Genomic DNA, 19,959 nt, shown 5'->3' with positions numbered 1-19,959 from the left:
GTATATTAACTTATAGAGATTCGTTTTCTTAGATTTACTTTTTTTTTTCTTCTTCAAGCAAAGAAGAGTCTTTTTGTATCTCTGTTGTGCTTACTTTCTGCAAATCTAAGTCATTCTGTTGAAAAGAACTATAAATCATTCCAAAAGGAAGCACAAAAAAGACAACTAATAAATAAGCTAGTGCGCTACTTCGGTTATTCATGGCAGCCATTCCCAGACGTTGTGAAAGTGAAATAGGAATTTGTCTCATGAAAGGAATAATCAAGAAAATCATAGCACCAACAAGATTAAATAAAATATGAACAAGAGCAATTGTGATAGCTGCCTCTGACTTAAAAAGTGCTGCCAAAAGTGTAGTGAGTGTAGTTCCGATATTTGCTCCTACAACAAAAGGAAAAGCTTTTTGAATGTTTACCTTACGAGTAGCGACCAAAGGAACAACTAATGATGTAGTAACTGAACTAGATTGAATAGCTGCCGTAGTAATAAATCCCCATCCAAAAGATTTCCAAGTGCTTCCAAAAAAAAGTTCGTGTATTTGTTGCCTTTGTTTCCCTATCATTTGCTCTTTCAAAAGATTGATAAACAAACGAATAGCCAAAAACAAACAGAGAATTGCAAAAATCAGAATCAAGATAGGATAGTCCTCTAATTGACTGACTACAAAATTAGACGGAATAGAAATAATAGGAGGAATAAAATTTCCAGAAGTAACCGAAAAAGGAAGTAATTCAGTTACATATTTGGCTAAATTAGACAAAAAATGAGTATAATATTCTAATGGAAAAAGAATCAGGGCTGTCAATACATTAAAAAAATCGTGCAAACTAGCTGCTGCAAAAGCTTTTCGGAGTTCTTTCTTTTTCGAAATATGCCCTAATGCAACAATAGCACTCGTAATAGTTGTTCCCACATTTGCTCCCATAATAATAGGAGTTGCCGTTTCGATAGTAAGCGCACCTGCTGCTACGGCAGCCACTACCATTGCTGTAACGGTAGAACTACTTTGCAGAATGGCAGTAATTAAAAGCCCAATAAAAATTCCAACGAAAGGATGTGATGAAACCGAAAAAATAGTATCAGCAACCTCTTTTCCAAACAAGCGAAAAGCACTCATCAACATATCTATCGAAACCAAAAACAAACAAACAATTAATACTGCATATAATATGCGAAGTAGTATCTTTGAGAGATTTGTTTTATTTTCGTTTTTGGCAGGAAGAGGGTTTTGCAGAGGTAGGTTCAAGATGAATTGAATATTTTTCGTTTTATTGAATTTACTTTTGAGATACCCCAATTTGAATAAGTAGGGTATTCTATATTTGACTGCAAAGTTAGTGTTTCATTTATCCACTTTTGATATTAAGTAAGTGAACGATTTGTTAAGTTTAGTTTATATTTACGTTATTTTATTATTTTTTGATAGCAATTAGCATATACAATGAAAATATATTTAATTCCAATTTGGTTAAAGGAAGGAAATAAAGAAAGCCTTTCTAGAGAAATTCCAATGATTATTCGTCAAACAAAGTATTTTTTGGTAGAAAATCTAAGAACAGCAAGGCGTTTTATTTCTGCGCTCAAATTAGGGATTGTAATAGATGATTTAGTTCTTTTTCAACTAGATAAGAAAACGACTAAAGCAGAACTAGAAAACTATTTCAAGAAAATTCCTGCAAAAGATGAGAATAATGAGCCTACAAAAATTGGAATTATGTCAGAAGCAGGTTGCCCTGGAGTTGCAGACCCTGGAGCATTAGCAGTCGAATATGCACACAAAAATAATATTGAAATTGTTCCACTTGTGGGGGCTTCATCTATTCTACTTGCCTTGATGGCTTCTGGTTTTAATGGACAAAATTTTGCTTTTCATGGCTATCTTTCTATTGATAAAGAAAAACGTAAGAATGAAGTTAAAAATTTAGAATCTGAAAGCAAGAAACTAAAGCGTTCACAAATTTTTATGGAAACTCCTTACCGTAATAATCCTTTGTTGAATGATATTTTAAAGGTTTTGAACCCCAAAACTCGTCTTTGTATTGCTTCAAATATTACTTCTAAAAGTCAGTTTATCAAGACAAAAACAGTCGGAGAGTGGAAAAAAGAAATTCCAGATTTACATAAAATTCCTACTATTTTTGTTTTATACGCTCAATAACTATTTGGCAGAATTGATAAATAATTTATATGATGAAATACAGAATAAATACAAATACTTTTTTGAACGACAAAAAATGAAACAGAAATTACTTTTATCTATTTTATCTTCAGTTTTTTTCTTGTTCATAAACTCTGCACAGGCTCAACTTCTTTCGGCAGGTTTTCTTTCACAAGCAAACTATTCAAGAATACGAAATATTGAAAACTTTCGTCGTTTTGCATATGGCGCAGGAGGTTTTTTAGAAATAAAATTGAAAGATAATTGGCGCATTGCTCCACAAATTCTTTACAATCAAATTGGAGGAAATATAGGCAAAGAACGCTCAGATGTAATCCCTTTACGATTGCATTATTTGGAAAATCAGTATTCACTTTCCTATATTTTTGAAGGAAACTATTGGCATTATCAAGTTTCGGCAGCAGTTTCAGGAGCTTATCTTTGGCAAGTAAAATATGATAAAAATCCTAGTTTTGATTTACGCTGGGCAACTCATGATTTTGATGTGGGTTGGCTCGTTGGTTTTGGTCTTCGATATGAAACAGGTGGCTGGAAGTGGCTTTCGGCAGAATTTAGACACTACTGGGGGAGAAATAGTGTGTTCTTAGACAGATTTGGATTTGCTGTTCGCAATTCTGTTTATTCCTTACGTTTGGCGTATAGTTTACCTTTGAAAATGAGGTAGTTTTTTATTTATGATTATGTAGAAATTAATTAGCTTATACTTATAAAACAGTTCCTCTTTTTTTTTGAAAGCAAAAACCTTCATTATTCTACAATAGAATGATGAAGGTTTTTAATTTTACCGAGATAAAATCTGATTTTGGAAGTAAATCTCTTTTTATTTTATTTTTTGGCTTATTTATTTATCTAAATAAGAAGATAGTTTTTCAACTAAATCATCAAAATTTACAGGCTTTTGCATATAATCATTGATTCCCACAGCATTGAAATCCTTTGCTGTATAATTACGAGCATTTCCAGTAATTGCAATAATTGGAATCTTAGACTTTTTAGGGTCGCTCATCGCACGGATTTTTTTGGCACATTCCATTCCATCCATTTTTGGCATATTAATATCCATTAATATTGCATCAAAATCTTGCATTGCCATTGCTTCCAAAACTTGCAAACCATCTTTTGCTGTGTCTATTTCATAGTTTTGAAACTGCAATACTTTGCGAGTAATGTTTTGAATTACAGAACTATCTTCTGCAATAAGTATTTTTTTAGAACCCATAGTAAATATATTTGAGTGATAAGATGGTAAATGAAAATTAGAAAATAACTTAATTAAAAAGGTAATCAAATACCGTACTAACTGGTTACCAATTATTTTCTATAATTTTTTATGTAATTGTATTTTTCTACGTTATTTTTTAATTCAATATCAAAAAATGATTTGTTTGTTCTCAAATCTACACTACTTTTACCAAAATGCAAAATTTTTTATTCAATTATTATAATTAAATAAGTAGAATAAAGTTTTTTTTCAAAAAGAATCTTAGAAGTTGTTTAAGAATACTCATTTTTCCTTAGAACTGGGTTTGCAAACCCAGTTCTAAGGAAAAATAACACAGCCTTTGTTGGTGTTTTAGCGTAGCGACACCAACAAATATATCTACAAAGCCCATTCTTAAACAACTTCTTATTTATGAATAACAATTCCTAATTCATTAGAGATTTGAATCTCTTGTGCTTTAAGTTCTTGATAAATAAGCATTAATTTTTCTATCTCCTCTTGGCTTTGGTTATTTGCTTTTTTGATTTTGCGTAAGTTTTCATTCAAAACACCTTTCAAAAAAACTCTTTTTAGGTGTAAAATAGTTTGAGGAATAATTGTAGCTAATTGTTGTTCTTCGTTAGGAATGACAAGTTGCATACGCTTTTCCCAGTTTGGGCTAATCTGTGAAGAATCTGTCAAAAACCCTGTAACGATTTGAATTAATTTCTCATCATTCTGAATAAAATCTGTCAATAGTTCTTGATAAGAAATTTTAATATCATTTATTCGTGCATTTTCATAAATAATTCGAAGCTGTGAGTAAGACGGATTAAGCGATGGAATTTCACTTATTTCTTCCAAAATATAATCACAAATATATTCTCCTCCTGCAATAGTTTGGTGTCCATAACGAATCATCAGACGTGTAATTTCATCTTCATATTGACGAAAAACAGTAAGTTCTTTTTCTTCTTTTTTTGGTTGAGGATTAAATGCAGCTTCCAATTCTGATAAATTGATAGCTTGTCCTGCTAATTCTTCGTAGTTAGGTTCATTTTGAAACCCTTGTTCATACCCTATCTGTGCATATTCTGAAGGTGGAAAATAACCAAGCTCATCAAGAGTTGAGTTTGTTTGCGTATTATTTTGAGCAGAAGTTTGACTATTTCTATTTTGTTGTCTTTCTCTTTGCTGTCTATTTTTTTCTCGCTCTTTTTCCTTTAGCTTTTGTTCTGCTCTTTTATGAATAAACTTATTTGTTTCTAAAATAACATCTTGCTCACTTATTTCCATCCAGTGTGCCAATTCTTTATTTAATAAAGAACGCTTAAAAACATCAGGTACAACAGCAATCGTTTGGCAAAGCTCTTTCAATGCACTTGCTCTAGCTATTGGGTCATCTTTATCAGGAACTAAAACTTGATACTTGAAACGCAAAAAATTCTGAGCTTTGCTTTCCAAATATATTTTAGTTTTATCTCCTCCTTGTTCTGTAACAAACGTATCTGGGTCGTGTCCTTCTGGCAAAACAACAGCTTGAACATCCAAACCTTGCTCTAAGATAATATCTATTCCACGAATGGCAGCCTTTAGACCTGCTTTATCACCATCAAAAAGAAGAGTTACACGGTCAGTAAATCGTTTTAGAAGATTTATTTGTCCATCTGTAAGCGAAGTACCCGAACTTGCCACTACATTTTCAATACCTGCTTGATGCAATCCGATTACATCTGTATATCCTTCTACTAAATAACAATTTTCTTCTTTACGAATGGCATTTTTGGCTTGAAAAATTCCGTAAAGAACATGGCTTTTTTGATAAACTTCTGTTTCTGGACTATTGAGATATTTAGGTTGTTGGTCTTTTTTCAAAGCTCTTGCACCAAAACCAATTGTCCTGCCCGAAACATTATGAATTGGAAACATTACACGCCCACGAAAACGGTCGTAATTCCTATCTTCTTTTTTTATTATCAGTCCTGTATCTTCCAAAAACTGGTTGCTGTGTCCTTTTTCTATTGCAGCTTTTAAGATAGAATCCCACTCGTCAAACGCATAACCTAGCTCAAATTTTTCTTGTGTTTTTTGTATAAACCCACGCTCTCTAAAATAACTTCCTCCAACAGACTTTCCTTCGTCTGTATTCTTGAGATTTTCGGTATAAAATTTTTGTGCAAATGCAAGTACAATTAAAAGGCTTTCTTTGTGTCTTTGCTCTTCCTTAGCTTCATCACTCGCTTCATTCTCTTCTGGAATTGTAATGCTGTATTTTCCTGCCAAAAAACGCAAGGCTTCAGGATAACTCATACTCTCGTGTTCCATCACAAAAGTAATACTGTCTCCTCCTTTCCCACAACCAAAGCACTTAAAAATTCCTTTACTTGGAGTAACGACAAAAGAAGGTGTTTTTTCTTGATGAAAGGGACAACAGGCTTTGAAACTAGCTCCTTGCTTTTTGAGCGTAACAAAATCTCCCACTACTTCTTCAATGTGGGCATTATCTCTTATTTCGTCGATGATGTGTGATGGAATAGACATAATGTAAAATTACAAAAAAGTAATTATTTTAGCTAAAAATGAGAGTTATCAAAGAGTTATCAGAAGTCAATAAAAAAGGTCTGACCTACTGATTAGTATGTCAAACCTTTTACTTTTATTTTATGAGAGACAACTAGGCATTTATCATCTCAACAGATTTATAAATTTTATCTATTAGTTCTTTTTTATCCCAAGGTTTGGATAAGAAAAAGTGCATATTTCCCTCTTCAAAAGCTGTTTGAATAGCTTCTTCTTCTGCTTGTCCTGATAGCATTATTTTACCTACTTTCGGAAATTGTTTATTTACTTCTACCAAAAGCTCATCACCTTTCATTTCAGGCATTAGCCAGTCTGTAATGATAACTAATGTATTGATATTTCTTTCTGTTAGAAAATCAAGAATTTCTAATGCCTCGTCTCCACTTTCTGCTGTTTCGATAATAAAATCGTCATTAAACTCTTGCATTAATTGAATCTTGAGACTGCCTAAGATAATGTGGTCATCATCTACGCAAAGAATCGCTTTTGTCTTTTTTGCTTTTGCCATAAAATAAGAATTTTGAATCGTTTTTGGAATTGATAATAGTTTTTCAAAGTTAAAAAAATTATATCTTTATGACATCAAGAACAAGACACGTAGTAATAAAATGATGCATATTGAATAATTTCAAGTGCACAGGTTGAGATAACCTACTGATTAATTGTTAGTTAGTTCCTATTTTTAAACTAGACTTATCTTTTTGAGTAAAAAAATTTGATTAGAAATAGTTACTTCTATTTACTTATAGTGGTAATTCTACAAAAAAAGTAGTTCCTTTATTTTCTTGTGTTTCAAACCAAATTTTACCATTGTGTTTTTCCACTATTTTTTTGGTAATATCTAATCCTAATCCACTTCCTTCACCTTCTCTTTTTGTAGTAAAGAAAGGATTAAATACTTTTTTTTGTATATCTTTTGGGATACCTGCACCTGTATCTGTTACGGAAAGATGTATCTTTTTGTTTTGAGAATTTGCTTTTAACTTTGTCGTTATGGTTAGTTCGCCTTTACTTTTCATAGCTTGAATAGCATTATGAATAAGATTTGTCCAAACTTGTACTAATTCATCTGGATAGCCCATGAACTCAGGAATTTCTTCAAGATGAAGCTGTAGATTTATGCCATGTTTGAATTGATTTTCATAAAGAGTAATCGTATCCTCAATAGTAGCATTGATATTTACTTTTGCTTGTTGTCCTGTTTGATTTTGACGAGAAAAGTTTTTGAGGGCAAATATAATTTTGGAAGCTTTATCAGTAGCTAACTTTATTGTTTTGTTATTTTTGGCAATTGCTGATAACTGATGGGCTACCTTAAAAGTATAACAAGGATTTTCTGTTTCTAACAAAGGTTCATAAAGTTCTGGATTATTATACAATCCTAATTCTACTATATAATCAGCAATTGTATTTGCATCATCAATATTTTGTTCTTCTAGTTTTTCTATTAACTCATATTTTACAGCTCGTTTTTCCCTAGAGGAGAAGTTACTCTTAGCACTTGCCGAATATTCTATTAAATTATTAAAAACAATTGATTTTTCTTGCGATAACCCTTGCAAAAAACCTGCAAGGCGAGGCAAAAGTTCGTTCATCGTAATTACTGAATTGTCAGCTGAAGAACGAATTGCTCCTAAAGGAGTATTTATTTCGTGCGCTACATTGGCAGCAAGTTGCCCTAATGTTGCCATTTTTTCTGTTTCTACAAGCTGTCTTTGAGCAGCCTGTACTTTCTTCATTTCTTCTTGTAAATCTCTAAATTTAAGACGTAGTTCTAACTGTGTTACTACTTGACTTCCTAGTGTTTTGAGAGCAAATTTTTGGGCTTCTGTTAGTTTTTTAGGAACATTATCAATTACGCAGAGCGTTCCCAAATTTAGTCCTTCTGGATTTTTGAGAGGCATTCCTGCATAAAAACGAATATTCAAACCATCTTTATCTGCGACTAAAGGATTATCATGAAAACGCTCGTCTTCAAGCGCATTTTCTACTTCAAAAACGTCATCTTGAAGAATTGCGTGAGCGCAAAATGCCATATCTCTATGCGTTTCAGCAGCATCTAAACCTACTTTTGCTTTAAACCATTGACGTTCAGAATCAATAAGAGAAACCAAAGAAATTTCAGACTCACATATTTGAGAAGCGAGTTTTACCAAATCATCAAATTCTTTTTCAGAATCAGTATCCATTACTTCATAGCGCAAAAGAGCATTTAATCGTTCGTTTTCATTACTTGGTAAAGGTGCTGGAATCATAAGTTGAAAAAATAGTAAATAAAAATATCGAAAAATAGAGCAGGATATTCGTAAGAGTTGCTTACCAATTATTTTGAATAGAAATATTGCAAAAAATAAGCCTAGATTAATTAATGAGCATTAAAAATATAATGTTTGCTGTAACTAAACACTAAACCACAAAAATTGTTGCGCTTTAAAATAGTAAAGGCATAACTTGCTTAACCTTGAATAAAAAATGTTGTTAGCTGTATGATAAATTAGGACTTTTGTACTTTCTTAGAATTCACAAATAATTAATCCTTAGACTAACTATAAAAACTTTATTCTATGATTCGTCAGAGAAATTTTCTGTTTCATTAGCATCTTCACTACCTTCTTCAACTGCATTTTCTTCTGCGTCACTTTCAGACAACTCATCTGCCAAAACTGCACCTACACCCACAGCAGTAGCTATTGCAGCAGCATCTCCGATGTCTATTCCCTCATCATCATCATATTCTGTATCGTCATAGTCTTCATCGTAGTCGTCGTTATCATCGTCAAAAAAATCATCATCATCAAATTCATCTCCACCAACAGACTTCGAACGTTTGTACATTCTTCGTACTCTTTCGATATCTCCTTTTATTTTTAAAGAATCAGCAACTCCAAGTTGGAGGTCAATTTCTATTTGTTCGATAAAGTCCATTTCCTCTTCAGTAACAATATTATCTTCCATTACTCTATCAATGAGATTTTGTAAAACTTGGATTTTAATGCTGTTGAGTTCTGAATCAGACATTCCTAGCCTAGCTTGTAATGCTCTCACATCAGACATTTCATCAGTTGTGATAATTCCATCATCACAGGCTTCCAAAATTGCCACAAAAAGCTGTTGTCTTGCTTGTGTAGCTCTACTTGAATCTGGACTTGGAGCAGCCGAACCACTAAAAAGTTGTTGGAATTTATTGATAAGGTTTTTGAGCAAACTCATAGTAACAGTATTTTTTATACAAAATGGGAAATAAGATTCAATACGAGTATTGAAGTTTAATATTTTGTTAGTGTCGCCACGCTAAAACATTCGCTAAAACACTAACAAAGACGAAGAGTATTCTTTAGATATTTTTAGAATCCTATCACAAAGTAGCATTTTTTTTCAAAATTTCTAGTATTCTAGCTTTTATTTATTCAAATAGTAAGCTATACTTTTTGCAAAAACCCTTTTTCTTCTAATTTATCCAAAATAAGTCCTATACTTTCTTTAACTGTATGTTTGCTGCTATCAATAATTAAATCTGTCTGACTTAGCAACGGTTTTTCAAAAGGACTACTAATTCCTGTAAACTCTTTTATTTCGCCTGTACGTGCTTTTTTGTAAAGTCCTTTTACATCTCTTTGTTCACATGTTTCTAAAGGACAATCGATAAAAATTCTGAATAAGTTTTTTATTTCAGAATTTTCCTTTTGTTGAAAAATCTCATCAATAGTTTTTTGATTTTGATGAGTAGGAGTAATAAAAGAAGCCAAAACAACAAAACCAGTTTCATAAAAAAGTTTGGCTACCTCTGCCGAACGACGAATATTTTCATTTCGGTCTGTTAAAGAAAATCCAAGATTATTGTTAAGACCATTTCGAAGCAAATCACCATCTAATTTTTTGAGCAGAACAGAAGTATATTTGTTCTTTAATTCTTCAAAAAGAGCGTCTGAAAGCGTTGTTTTACCAGCACCTGAAAGACCAATAAACCAAATTACACAAGGGTTCATAAAAATTTAGAAATTAGATTTTAGAAGATAGACAAAAAAGTAAAAACCAGTCTTTTTTAAATAAAAATTCTGCTTTGGCACTTTTTTTCTGTAAAACAAATTTAATTAAATAAGTTGTAAGTTGTATATTTGTAGCCTACTAAATCAAACAAACATATCTCACACAATATTCTAAGACTAAAATAATATTTTTTTCATCTTCTTTATCATCTATCTTACTCTAAAACAGAACAGCATTGAAAGTAATTGAACATTTAAACGAAAACAAAGGAAAAACTCTCTTTTCATTTGAACTTATTCCCCCACTCAAAGGTGAAAGTATTCAGTCCATTTTTGATGCAATGAACCCATTGATGGAATTTAATCCTCCTTTTGTTGATGTTACTTATCACAGAGAAGAGTATGTGTATAAAACACGTGGAGAAGGACTTTTAGAGAAAAAGGTAACTCGCAAACGCCCTGGTACAGTTGGTATTTGTGCAGCTATTATGAATCGTTATCAAGTAGATGCTGTTCCTCATATCATTTGTGGAGGCTTTTCAAAAGAAGAAACTGAAAATGCTCTTATAGATTTGTCTTTTTTAGGTATTGAAAACGTCCTTGCTCTTCGTGGAGATGCTGTCAAATCAGAGGGTTCTTTTATTCCAGAAAAAGATGGACATAATTATGCCGTTGATTTAATTGGACAAATTGTAAATATGAATGAAGGGAATTATATCGATGATGATTTGCATCACCCAATTCCAACAAATTTTTGTATTGGTGTGGCTGGTTATCCTGAAAAACACTTCGAATCTCCCAATCTGAATAGTGATTTGGCTTACTTAAAAGCAAAAGTAGATGCAGGTGCAGAATATATTGTTACTCAAATGTTTTTCAATAATGCAAAATATTTTGAGTTTGTAGAAAAATGTAGAGAAGTCGGAATCAATGTTCCAATTATTCCTGGTTTAAAACCTTTTACAACAAAAAAGCAACTAAGTGTTTTGCCACGTATTTTTCATATTGATATTCCCGATGATTTGGTAACTGCAGTTTCTGCTTGTAAAGATAATAAAGCTGTTGTGGAAATAGGAATAGAATGGGCTGTGCAGCAATCAAAAGAACTGATTGAGAAAGGTGCGCCCTGTCTTCATTATTATACAATGGGACGTTCGGGAGCTACTGAAAAAATTGCAGCTCAATTATTTTAAATTGATTTGAGTGGTTGTTGGTGTCGCTTCGCTAAAACACCAACAACGGCATCGGGTATACATTTTCTCACACTAAAACGTAAGAGTAAAATTACAAAAGACCACTTCAAAGGTAAACTTGAAATGGTCTTTTGATTTATTTGTAAAATAACCTGTAAATATTACTATAACCTTTACATTTCCTCAATAGCTTTTTTGACAATTTTCAAGACCTTTTTTTCTCCTTTTTTTGCTGTTTTGTGGTAGGCTTTTGCTTTTTCTAAACTTTCTTCAATAAAAGTCATATCATCAAAAGAAGCAGCATTAATCTTTACATTCAAGTAAGCTCCACGCAAAGCAGCACGTACACAAATTGCACCTACGCCTGTATCAGAAGCCGAATTTGGATTTCCTGTTCTAGCTAATTTTTCCAACCAATCAAACATTGAAGCACAAATTTCCATCATTCTCAACGGAACTTCAATCGCATTTTTTGTTGCATCAGAAATAGCTTTTTTTCTTGCAGTAATATCCGTTTCAGTTTCTTTTGGTAAACCAAAAGCATTCATAATTCCATTAAAAGCATGAGTATCTTCATCAACTAAAGCCAACAATTGATTTTTATACATTTGTCCTTCTTCTGCTAAGTCTGAAAATTCTTTCCAACGGCTGTCCCAACCTCTCTTGTGTGAAGAAAGATTAGCTACCATAGTTCCCAAAGCAGCTCCTAAACTTCCAACATAAGCAGAAATAGAACCTCCCCCCGGTGCTGGAGATTCAGAAGCTGTTTCTTCTGCAAATTCAGTTAAGTTTTTTTGAAGTAAAGGCGTTTTTGTAGCATCAGCAATTTTGTATTCAATAATTTTCTCTTTTGGATCAAAAGGTTTCAAATCATCTAAACCCATTGATTTAATAGCAATTTTGATAAGTTCTTCCTCTGAAACTCCTGTCGAACGATTTTGCTGTTCTAAAAAATATCTACCTGCCGAAGTCATCATTTCTAAAGGAACTAATCCTACTATTTCTGTTCCTGTTACACGCATTCCACGAGAAGCTGCACTTTTTCGTGTCTCTTCAAAAGCAGTATGTAAAGGGGTTGCTCTAACATCAGTTATGTTCATCGAAACTTGTGCAATTCCGTACTCTTCGATAAACCAGCCAATTCCTTTTGTTCCTTTACACGTTCCTTCTTGACGTAGAGGTTCGCCGTTCTTGTCTTTTTTTATCTTTCCTGTAATCGGATTTCCTTCTCTCAAAACTCTTCCTGCTTCACGCACATCAAAGGCAACAGAATTTGCACGTCTTGACGAAGTTGTATTTAGATTAAAATTAACAGCAATTAAAAAGTCTCTTGCGCTTATTGCTGTTGCGCCTGTTTTTGGTCTAAATTCAGCTTTTCCAAAGTCTGGTTTTTCTGTTTTGATGCGTTCTTTTAGTCCTTCATATTCTCCTTGTCTTACAAAAGCTAAGTTCTTACGAGCTGGTTTTGTGGCAGCAGCTTCATACAAATAGACAGGATAATCTAACTCTGTGCCTACTCGCTTAGCCAATTTATGCGCTAGTTTTGCTGTTTCTTCCATCGAAATATTAGCAATTGGAATAAGAGGACAAACATCTGTCGCTCCAAAACGAGGGTGTTCGCCTGTGTGTTTGGACATATCTATAAGTTCTTTGGCTTTTTTCATAGCTAAGAAAGCAGCTTCTAAAACAGGTTCGGGTTCGCCTACAAAAGTTACTACTGTTCTGTTGGTTGCTTTCCCTGGATCGACATCTAAAAGTGAAACGCCTTCTACACTTTCAATTTCTTTCGTAATTTGATTGATAATATCCATATTGCGCCCTTCTGAAAAGTTAGGAACGCATTCTATAAGTTGTTTCATGTGTTTGGTTTTCTTGATATAAAGTTAATTTATATGGTTCTGATTTTAAAGATATAAAAATAATGAGTAATTTTTGTTCCTTGTCAAAAAACGATTTATTTTAAAATAAAACTTTGATTAATATCGATAAACACAGACGCTATGAAATTTTCCCCTTACGAAAACTTGACTTACAAAACTCATTTATCTAAAGAAGAAATACTGAAACAATTAACTAAATCTTAAAGAACTTTTTAAAACAGAACAATAACAAAATATGAAATATCTACCTTATGAAAAGGTCAGTTATACAACACACCTTTCTCAAGAGCAAATAGCGAAAAGACTAAATCAAATAACTGAACCAAAGAAAATATTTCGCTGGAAAGGAATCTTTGCAAGTAGCAATCATGCAACCTTTGAGGGTAGGGTTGATATAAACTCCTTCAAAATCAATCGTATTATGCATCATAAAATGGGTTTCTTACCATTAATAGAAGGTAACCTTCAAAACGAAGAACTTGGAAATAAAACCAAAATTCATATTACAATGCGAATAAGCAATTTTGTACTTGCTTATTTATTAATATGGTTGTCTTGGATGATAATTATAATTCTTCCAAACTCTTTCATTAATACTCGTTTAGACAATACCTCTAGAATTTTTATTTTGGTAGCATTAGTAGTTTTTTATGTAATCTCAATGGTAAAATTTAATCAAGAGGTCAGTAATTCAAAAGAGAAGTTGAAAGAAATCCTTACTCTCAATTAGAGTTTTTGAACATTACATAAAACATTCAAGGTTTATTTGTCTTAATATATTACTAGGCAAAAGATATTCATTTCGCCCCCTTGTTGGTCTTTAGTTTTAACTTGCGAAGCTGTTTAAGAATACTCATTTTTCCTTAGAATTGGATTGCAAACCCAGTTCTAAGGAAAAATAACACTGCCTTTGTTGATGTTTTAGCGAAGCGACACCAACAAACATACCTATAAAACCCATTCTTAAACAACTTCTTGCTTTTACGACGAACAGTAACAAACAGATTAGCAAAAAATTGGACGTTTTATTAAACATTGATATTGTCAGATATATTGAACTACATTATTTTTCAAATTTCTTGAGTAGAAAGTTAGCATTAAAAATAGCATACAAGCCTGTACTAAAATTAAACTCTTGGCTTTCTAAGTTATAAAAAGGAGTTGCACGAAATACAATTTTTGCATCATCTTTTGCAATATTTGGAATAGTAAAATTAGTCAAAAGACGTAAAATCAGTAAATTTCTCAATGGCTCATTTTCTCTATTTGGATCAAAAATACGACTAGCTGAACTATAAATATCTCCACCCAAAGGAGCTACAAAATCTTGCCCTCTCCAATATGAAAACATCAGTTGATGTTTTTTGGTCGCCAGTTCTAAATTTGCATAAAATCCCATTCCATTTTCAAAATCAAAACTAGGTGTTGAAGAATTATCTGTGAAAAATAATCCGTAAATATGCGTACGAATGTAGTTTAAATAAGAAGTATTATTTCCTTCATTGTCTTGAAAATAATAGGTTGTTTTGTTACCTATGGCAGCATTAAAAATGGTAACTAAAGGAGTATCAGTAGTATTTATTTGTCCTCCTTTATGAATGGCTGTAAGTTGAATTGGAATTGTACTTTTCCACTTTTTTTTATTTTTAGAAGTAATCAAATTGCGTTCTATATTCAATCCAAAATGTAATTCTTCATCAAAATCTGAATAAGGATAAATCATTGTTATCCAATCTACCCAAGTATCTAACGTAGTGTTTTTTGATAGATATTTATATTGTACTCCATTTTCAAGTCGTCTATTTATTATATTTTCGAAATTAAATAAAGGCTCTATCAAATTATGTTGTAAGTTCCCTTCTAAATTTCCAAAGATAAATTGATGCTTATTTTTTATATATAGGAATTGAAAATAAGGCTGTATTTGGTTAAAACTGCTATTATTAGCTTCACTTCCAAAGTCTTTTCGTAGAAATATTCCTGCCGAAATTTTGAGTGTTGTATCAGCAGAATACGAAAATTTACTCAAAAACTGTGAGCCAAAAAGTGTATAACCATCTGCAATAGTTCCAAAAAACTCTCTATTACGAAAAAATCCAAAATAGTCTATTTCAAGATTTAGCTGTCTTTGATTTGAACTTTGATTTACTTTTAAGGTAGAATCATAAAAAGACAATAGCTCTTTTTTAGGGTAAAAAGAACTATTATCTAATTGTGCAAAACCAAGAAAAGGAAGCCAAGTTAATATTAATAAACTACTCAAAAATAGTTTAGAATAGATAGTTTTCATTAATTTCTATTATCTTTTATGTACTTTCCTTTCTTGTCCCATTCTCTACGTGTATAGGGTTTTGTCGTTTTATCAAAAGGGTCTTCTGTGTATTGTGTTTCTATGTGGCGTTGTCCTTTTGCATTTTTTGCTTTTCCATCATAATAACTCATCCAACGTTTTACACGCCTTCCATATTGATAATTTCCTTCTTCTTTGATTGCCCCACTTTCAAAGAAAGTAATATAATGTCCATGAACATAGTTACTTTCCATCGGAATTATTTCTTTTATTTTTGTCTTTTGCTTGTCATAATAAACAAACTTTGTGTTTTTTGGAAAACCTCTATAATAAATATCTTTGTTTGTCAAGACTCCACTAGAATGATAATTTTCCCAGCGTCCGTGCTTTGTACCTACATAATAAATTCCACTTTCGACTACTTTTCCATTTTCTTTTCTCTCATAAGGTCCGTGAAGAACTAAATGATTTTCAGCATTTATACGAGGCAGCGTTTTAATTTTTTCAGATTTTATATCAAAAACATAATAAATATCAACCAAAGGGTCAGGATTTTTAAAATCTTTCAGATAATAAAAGGTTTCTACAATTGTCTTACGCCCTTGTTCATACTTTCTGAAAATACGTTTGGTTTCTAGTCCATAGTAATAGCCTTTAGGTTCTTTATTTTTCTTTTTTCTTTTTCTGGAAGAAGAACCATTTTTTTTCAAATCTAAAAATAGCATTGCTTGTCCATCCGAACTTGACTGGTTAGCTGCATCTTTATTTTTCTTATCTCCATTAAGTAAAATGATAGGTTTTGTATCTGTTGTCAATTGATTTGGAAGATTATCAGAAAGAGAATCTGTTTGGGCAAAAGATTCTGATACAAAAAGAGTTATTCCTATAAAAATGAAATAAATTATATTGAACTTCATATTTTTTTTATCTGTTTTATTTATGACACTTAAAAGTATCTATTTTTTTATTCTACTTGTAAATTTACAAAAATTACACCTATTCATTTCACTTGCTCAAAATTTTAACTATGAAGCTGTTTAAGAATAGATTTTATACGTGTATTTGTTGGTGTCGCTTCGCTAAAACACCAACAAAGGCTAGGTTATTTTTCCTTAGAACTGGGTTTGCAGACTCCATTCTAAGGAAAAATCTGCATTCTTAAATAGCTTTTATAAAAATCAGTATAATTAAAACAAAGAAAAGTCTGACTTTTATTAAAAAATCAGACTTTTTATTTTTTACAAAAACTAATTTATTTTTTGGCTACCACAACGACAACCAAACCAATTATGGCAACAACACCACCCCCAATAATAAGAGGATTTGTCATTGGATCATTTTTTTGTGTATTAATTTCTGTTTTACCGATTTGTATTAAAGTTTTTGAAGAGGCTTCATTTTGATAGAAACCAAAAGCAGCTAATAAAACACCAATGACTAAGACTGCAATTCCGATTGATTTTTTCATAAGAATAAATTAAAAAATAAAGATTAAAAAATAATATATATACTGACTTGAAATAAGATTAGTGAGAAATAAGATTAATATCTAGCTCTAAATCATCTTGATAGTCTTCTCCACTTTCCATCATGTCATAGTCATTTGATTTATAATACCAATTTACTGTAACTTGCCCACCTTGGTTAAGAGCATAATCTTCAAACATTTCCAAAAACTCTAAAAAACAACGAGAACATACAGTATTATAATAATTCATTTTGAACTCTAGTATAATTGTACGAGCAGGTTCTTCTAAATACTCTGTTACCCATTTGTAAATAGGAGCAAAAAACTCTTCTGTATATTCGTGATAACATTGCCCAGAAAACTCTAAAAGCCCTTTTGTAGAATCAAAGCGAACTTCTGGAATGTATTTTTTTCCTTCTATATAAAAAATAGGTGGATTCATGTACTTTATGATAAGTTAGCAAGTGTAGTAAAGTAGCCATTATTTTATGACAATAGTTAATAAAAAAACAAACTATACAACTAATTTACAAAAAATAATTATCTAAGTGAACAATGGTTCAAAACTGTTCTTGTCAAAGGTAGTCTTAAATTTATAAAAAAAACAGTTAAAATCAAACTGATTAATTTCCTATTTATTTCTACTCTTCATAGATTACCTAACTCAATAAACTTTTATCATTGAGAGCATAAAATAACCCTCCTTCATCACTTGTTTGTATATCAAAAACACCTTTTGTATGTAACTGGTCTAGTTTTTTTGCAGCTTCTTCTATTGTTACGTTTGTCTTTAGACAAAGACGTGTGGCTGTAATACTTCCGTGTGCATCTACGGCATGACGAATCACATCAGCATCTAATAACTCCTCTTTTGCTTTTAATGGTGTTGTTGAGGCAATTCCTTGCAACTGAAAACGAAGGTTTTGCTCGGTTGGAAACACAGATAACTCAAACTGCTTTACACGCCTTCCAAATCTATTTTTTTCGTACTTTTCTTCCAAAAGTTTTTGTTCTGTAAGCTCCGTCAAGACAAGCTGTGCTACCCAATATGGAATTGCCGTGCGTTGGTGCAACTCTTGTGCTGTAATTTTTCCTTCGTTATCTTTGATGAGTTGGGCAATTTCTTTCGGACTCACATGACGTAATGCACGACGAGTAGCCCATTGTTTTACTTCTGAAGCAATCGCACTCACAAGGTAAGTTGCTCCAGTAATTACTGCCCAGATGAGTAAGATTTTCATTAACATATTTCTGTCGCTTTAATTAATAACTGTAATTTTTTTTGGTATTTCTTCTGTTATACTCTCAAATTTTAGAGAGCTTATTCTTTCCTACTTCTAAAATACAAAATTTGAGCTAAAAGTTTTGAAAAGTTTGAGTAAAGAACTGATTTTAAAGTAGTTTATTATTTTATTTTATAAATTTTTCTCTCAACCTCTCTTTTTATTCCTTTTTTTGAGATTTATCTATTTTTAATTTACCATCCTCTTGAATACTTATTTTTTGAGTTTCTTTATTTACTTCTTGAAAATCAACATCTCCATTGTCATCATTTTCTCCGTATATATTTTTTATATCAAGAGTATATTCTTGACCGTTTTCTGAAAAGACCTTTTTTTGGCTTTTGCCCCAAGCAGGTGGATCGCCTCCTTCAGAATTTTCGGCAATGGTAAATAAGTCAATTAGATTTCCTTCTGTATCAAATGTAGAAAGTACAATTTCTCTACCACTTCCCCACGGACAAGCAGGATAAGGTTCATATTCTACACCAACAAAAGCCAACCAACTATTTTTTTGTTCTATAAAAGTATATCCCATATCATAATAAGTCACTTGTATAGATTCTCCAATATCAAATTTACCACTTGTTACTGGGTCTTGTCCTGTTTTGAGTTTATTTAATTTGACAAAAGAAGGAAACTGAAGTGCATACCTCTGTTCATTTTTTGTTACCATTTTTTCTAATTTTAATAAAAAATCAGTTGGTAATTTCTTTCTTCCTTCAAAAATGACTGTATCAATTTGTAAAGGAAAAGCAATTTCAGAAAAATTATCTTCAATAAAAGGCAGTTTTATTTTTTCTATTTGTTCTACTTTATTTTCTATATCTTTTTCAAGAGCATCAGTCACAATGACTTTGGTAGAATCCTCTTTATTCTGACTAATTGATTTGGAAGAAGAATTACAAGCAGAAAGTAATACTACAAATAACAAAATTGAGATAGAAAGGAAAGTATAATTTTTCATAGCATTAGAAAAATATTATGTTGAGAGTCTTTATCGTCTATTGAGATTATCTTGAGAATACTCTAAGATAGAAATAAATTATCGGTTTGCTCTTTCTTCTTCACTTTTTTTGTAGGCTACCATTAGTGAGTTGGAGAATACAAAATCATTCAAAGATTCTACATCTGAATGTACGATTTGTTCTTTTGTTCCTTCCCATTCTTTATGACCTTTACTTAAAAAGACGATATTTTTACCAATTTCCATTACCGAATTCATATCATGAGTTACTACGATAGTTGTCATGTTATACTCTTCTGTAATTTCTAAAATCAAATTATCAATCATAATGGACGTCTGTGGATCAAGTCCAGAGTTGGGTTCATCACAAAAAAGATATTTTGGATTCATAACAATCGCTCTAGCAATACCTACACGTTTCATCATTCCACCACTAATTTCAGCAGGTTTTTTATCGTTTGAACCTTCTAACCCTACTCTTTTTAAGCAAAAATTAACACGTTCTAATTTGTCAGCATCGCTCATTCCTCTACTACGCATATCTAAAGGGAAACGTACGTTTTGTTCTACCGTCATCGAATCAAAGAGCGCACTTCCTTGAAAAAGCATTCCTATTTCTTCTCTTATGGCTCTTTGTTGTTCTCTATCTGATTCATACAAATCCTTTCCATCATAAAAAATAGAACCTTTATCTGGTTTTATCAGTCCGACTGTACACTTTAAAAGAACACTTTTTCCTGTTCCACTTGAGCCAATGATTAGATTAGTAACGCCTTGTTTGAATTCGGCACTAATTCCTTTCAAGATTTCTTTTCCGTTAAAAGCTTTTTCTATATTTTTTACTGTAATCACTTTTTGTATTGATTAAATGAAAATGAATGAGCGTTTTTTAAACTATTTATTTTATAGTACAAATAAAAAGTTACCTAAAAAAC

Annotated in this window: 19 protein-coding genes; 4 read left to right on the top strand and 15 right to left on the bottom strand. The window is 31.7% G+C overall.

Annotated elements, in window-relative coordinates; genetic code table 11:
• Positions 1 to 34: 34 nt before the first annotated feature.
• Positions 35 to 1,246, bottom strand: coding sequence for a Na/Pi symporter (locus WAF17_RS18130; protein ID WP_338762701.1), 1,212 nt, complete (start codon positions 1,244 to 1,246; stop codon positions 35 to 37).
• Positions 1,247 to 1,441: 195 nt separating this feature from the next.
• Here WAF17_RS18130 and WAF17_RS18125 point away from each other — a divergent pair, with 195 nt between their 5' ends.
• Positions 1,442 to 2,158, top strand: a complete 717-nt coding sequence (locus WAF17_RS18125; RefSeq protein WP_338762699.1) for an SAM-dependent methyltransferase — start codon at positions 1,442 to 1,444, stop codon at positions 2,156 to 2,158.
• Positions 2,159 to 2,234: 76 nt separating this feature from the next.
• A complete protein-coding gene (locus WAF17_RS18120) occupies positions 2,235 to 2,843 on the top strand; it encodes an outer membrane beta-barrel protein (protein WP_338762697.1) in 609 nt (202 codons plus the stop codon).
• 177 nt (positions 2,844 to 3,020) lie between these two features.
• Here WAF17_RS18120 and WAF17_RS18115 read toward each other — a convergent pair whose 3' ends face one another.
• The 6 genes from WAF17_RS18115 to cysC all read right to left on the bottom strand — a co-directional run bounded on the left by WAF17_RS18115 (position 3,021) and on the right by cysC (position 9,946).
• Positions 3,021 to 3,398 (bottom strand): response regulator, encoded by a 378-nt coding sequence (locus WAF17_RS18115; RefSeq protein ID WP_338762695.1) that lies wholly within the window; start codon positions 3,396 to 3,398, stop codon positions 3,021 to 3,023.
• Positions 3,399 to 3,806: 408 nt separating this feature from the next.
• Positions 3,807 to 5,921, bottom strand: a complete 2,115-nt coding sequence (dnaG, locus tag WAF17_RS18110) for a DNA primase (RefSeq protein ID WP_338762693.1) — start codon at positions 5,919 to 5,921, stop codon at positions 3,807 to 3,809.
• 133 nt (positions 5,922 to 6,054) lie between these two features.
• Positions 6,055 to 6,468 carry a response regulator gene (locus WAF17_RS18105; RefSeq protein ID WP_338762691.1) on the bottom strand — a complete coding sequence of 138 codons (414 nt, stop codon included), beginning with the start codon at positions 6,466 to 6,468 and terminating at the stop codon, positions 6,055 to 6,057.
• A gap of 235 nt (positions 6,469 to 6,703) precedes the next feature.
• Positions 6,704 to 8,215, bottom strand: coding sequence for an ATP-binding protein (locus WAF17_RS18100; RefSeq protein ID WP_338762689.1), 1,512 nt, complete (start codon positions 8,213 to 8,215; stop codon positions 6,704 to 6,706).
• Between the two features lie 307 nt (positions 8,216 to 8,522).
• Complete coding sequence (locus WAF17_RS18095) at positions 8,523 to 9,170, bottom strand: hypothetical protein (RefSeq protein WP_338762687.1); 648 nt, start codon at positions 9,168 to 9,170, stop codon at positions 8,523 to 8,525.
• A gap of 209 nt (positions 9,171 to 9,379) precedes the next feature.
• A complete protein-coding gene (gene cysC, locus WAF17_RS18090) occupies positions 9,380 to 9,946 on the bottom strand; it encodes an adenylyl-sulfate kinase (protein ID WP_338762684.1) in 567 nt (188 codons plus the stop codon).
• 236 nt (positions 9,947 to 10,182) lie between these two features.
• Here cysC and metF point away from each other — a divergent pair, with 236 nt between their 5' ends.
• Positions 10,183 to 11,139: a methylenetetrahydrofolate reductase [NAD(P)H] gene (gene metF / locus WAF17_RS18085; RefSeq protein WP_338762681.1), complete on the top strand. Its 957-nt coding sequence runs from the start codon at positions 10,183 to 10,185 to the stop codon at positions 11,137 to 11,139.
• A gap of 173 nt (positions 11,140 to 11,312) precedes the next feature.
• On the opposite strand, the gene ftcD is transcribed toward metF, so the two are convergent.
• A complete protein-coding gene (gene ftcD, locus WAF17_RS18080; RefSeq protein ID WP_338762679.1) occupies positions 11,313 to 12,998 on the bottom strand; it encodes a glutamate formimidoyltransferase in 1,686 nt (561 codons plus the stop codon).
• A 256-nt stretch (positions 12,999 to 13,254) separates the two neighbouring features.
• Here ftcD and WAF17_RS18075 point away from each other — a divergent pair, with 256 nt between their 5' ends.
• Positions 13,255 to 13,749, top strand: coding sequence for a hypothetical protein (locus WAF17_RS18075; protein WP_338762677.1), 495 nt, complete (start codon positions 13,255 to 13,257; stop codon positions 13,747 to 13,749).
• A 333-nt stretch (positions 13,750 to 14,082) separates the two neighbouring features.
• Here WAF17_RS18075 and WAF17_RS18070 read toward each other — a convergent pair whose 3' ends face one another.
• The 7 genes from WAF17_RS18070 to WAF17_RS18040 all read right to left on the bottom strand — a co-directional run bounded on the left by WAF17_RS18070 (position 14,083) and on the right by WAF17_RS18040 (position 19,876).
• The gene (locus WAF17_RS18070) at positions 14,083 to 15,309 is read right to left on the bottom strand and encodes a hypothetical protein (RefSeq protein WP_338762674.1); all 1,227 of its coding nucleotides are present in this window, start codon (positions 15,307 to 15,309) and stop codon (positions 14,083 to 14,085) included.
• Positions 15,309 to 16,226 carry a hypothetical protein gene (locus WAF17_RS18065; RefSeq protein ID WP_338762671.1) on the bottom strand — a complete coding sequence of 306 codons (918 nt, stop codon included), beginning with the start codon at positions 16,224 to 16,226 and terminating at the stop codon, positions 15,309 to 15,311. The genes WAF17_RS18070 and WAF17_RS18065 overlap by 1 nt, the downstream gene beginning before the upstream one ends.
• A gap of 335 nt (positions 16,227 to 16,561) precedes the next feature.
• On the bottom strand, positions 16,562 to 16,777 hold the full coding sequence (locus WAF17_RS18060; RefSeq protein ID WP_338762668.1) for a DUF3185 family protein: 216 nt from the start codon (positions 16,775 to 16,777) through the stop codon (positions 16,562 to 16,564).
• A 58-nt stretch (positions 16,778 to 16,835) separates the two neighbouring features.
• Positions 16,836 to 17,219 carry a DUF1987 domain-containing protein gene (locus WAF17_RS18055; protein WP_338762665.1) on the bottom strand — a complete coding sequence of 128 codons (384 nt, stop codon included), beginning with the start codon at positions 17,217 to 17,219 and terminating at the stop codon, positions 16,836 to 16,838.
• 217 nt (positions 17,220 to 17,436) lie between these two features.
• Positions 17,437 to 18,018 carry a hypothetical protein gene (locus WAF17_RS18050; protein WP_338762662.1) on the bottom strand — a complete coding sequence of 194 codons (582 nt, stop codon included), beginning with the start codon at positions 18,016 to 18,018 and terminating at the stop codon, positions 17,437 to 17,439.
• 202 nt (positions 18,019 to 18,220) lie between these two features.
• Entirely contained in the window at positions 18,221 to 19,024 is an 804-nt protein-coding gene (locus tag WAF17_RS18045; protein WP_338762659.1) for a hypothetical protein, read from the bottom strand.
• A gap of 78 nt (positions 19,025 to 19,102) precedes the next feature.
• Positions 19,103 to 19,876, bottom strand: a complete 774-nt coding sequence (locus WAF17_RS18040; protein WP_338762656.1) for an ATP-binding cassette domain-containing protein — start codon at positions 19,874 to 19,876, stop codon at positions 19,103 to 19,105.
• Positions 19,877 to 19,959: the final 83 nt, after the last annotated feature.

This window comes from Bernardetia sp. ABR2-2B (assembly GCF_037126435.1).
In the GTDB taxonomy this organism is placed as follows: domain Bacteria; phylum Bacteroidota; class Bacteroidia; order Cytophagales; family Bernardetiaceae; genus Bernardetia.
The sequence above is the reverse complement of the archived record's forward strand: the minus strand, read 5'-3'. Positions and strand labels throughout refer to the sequence as shown.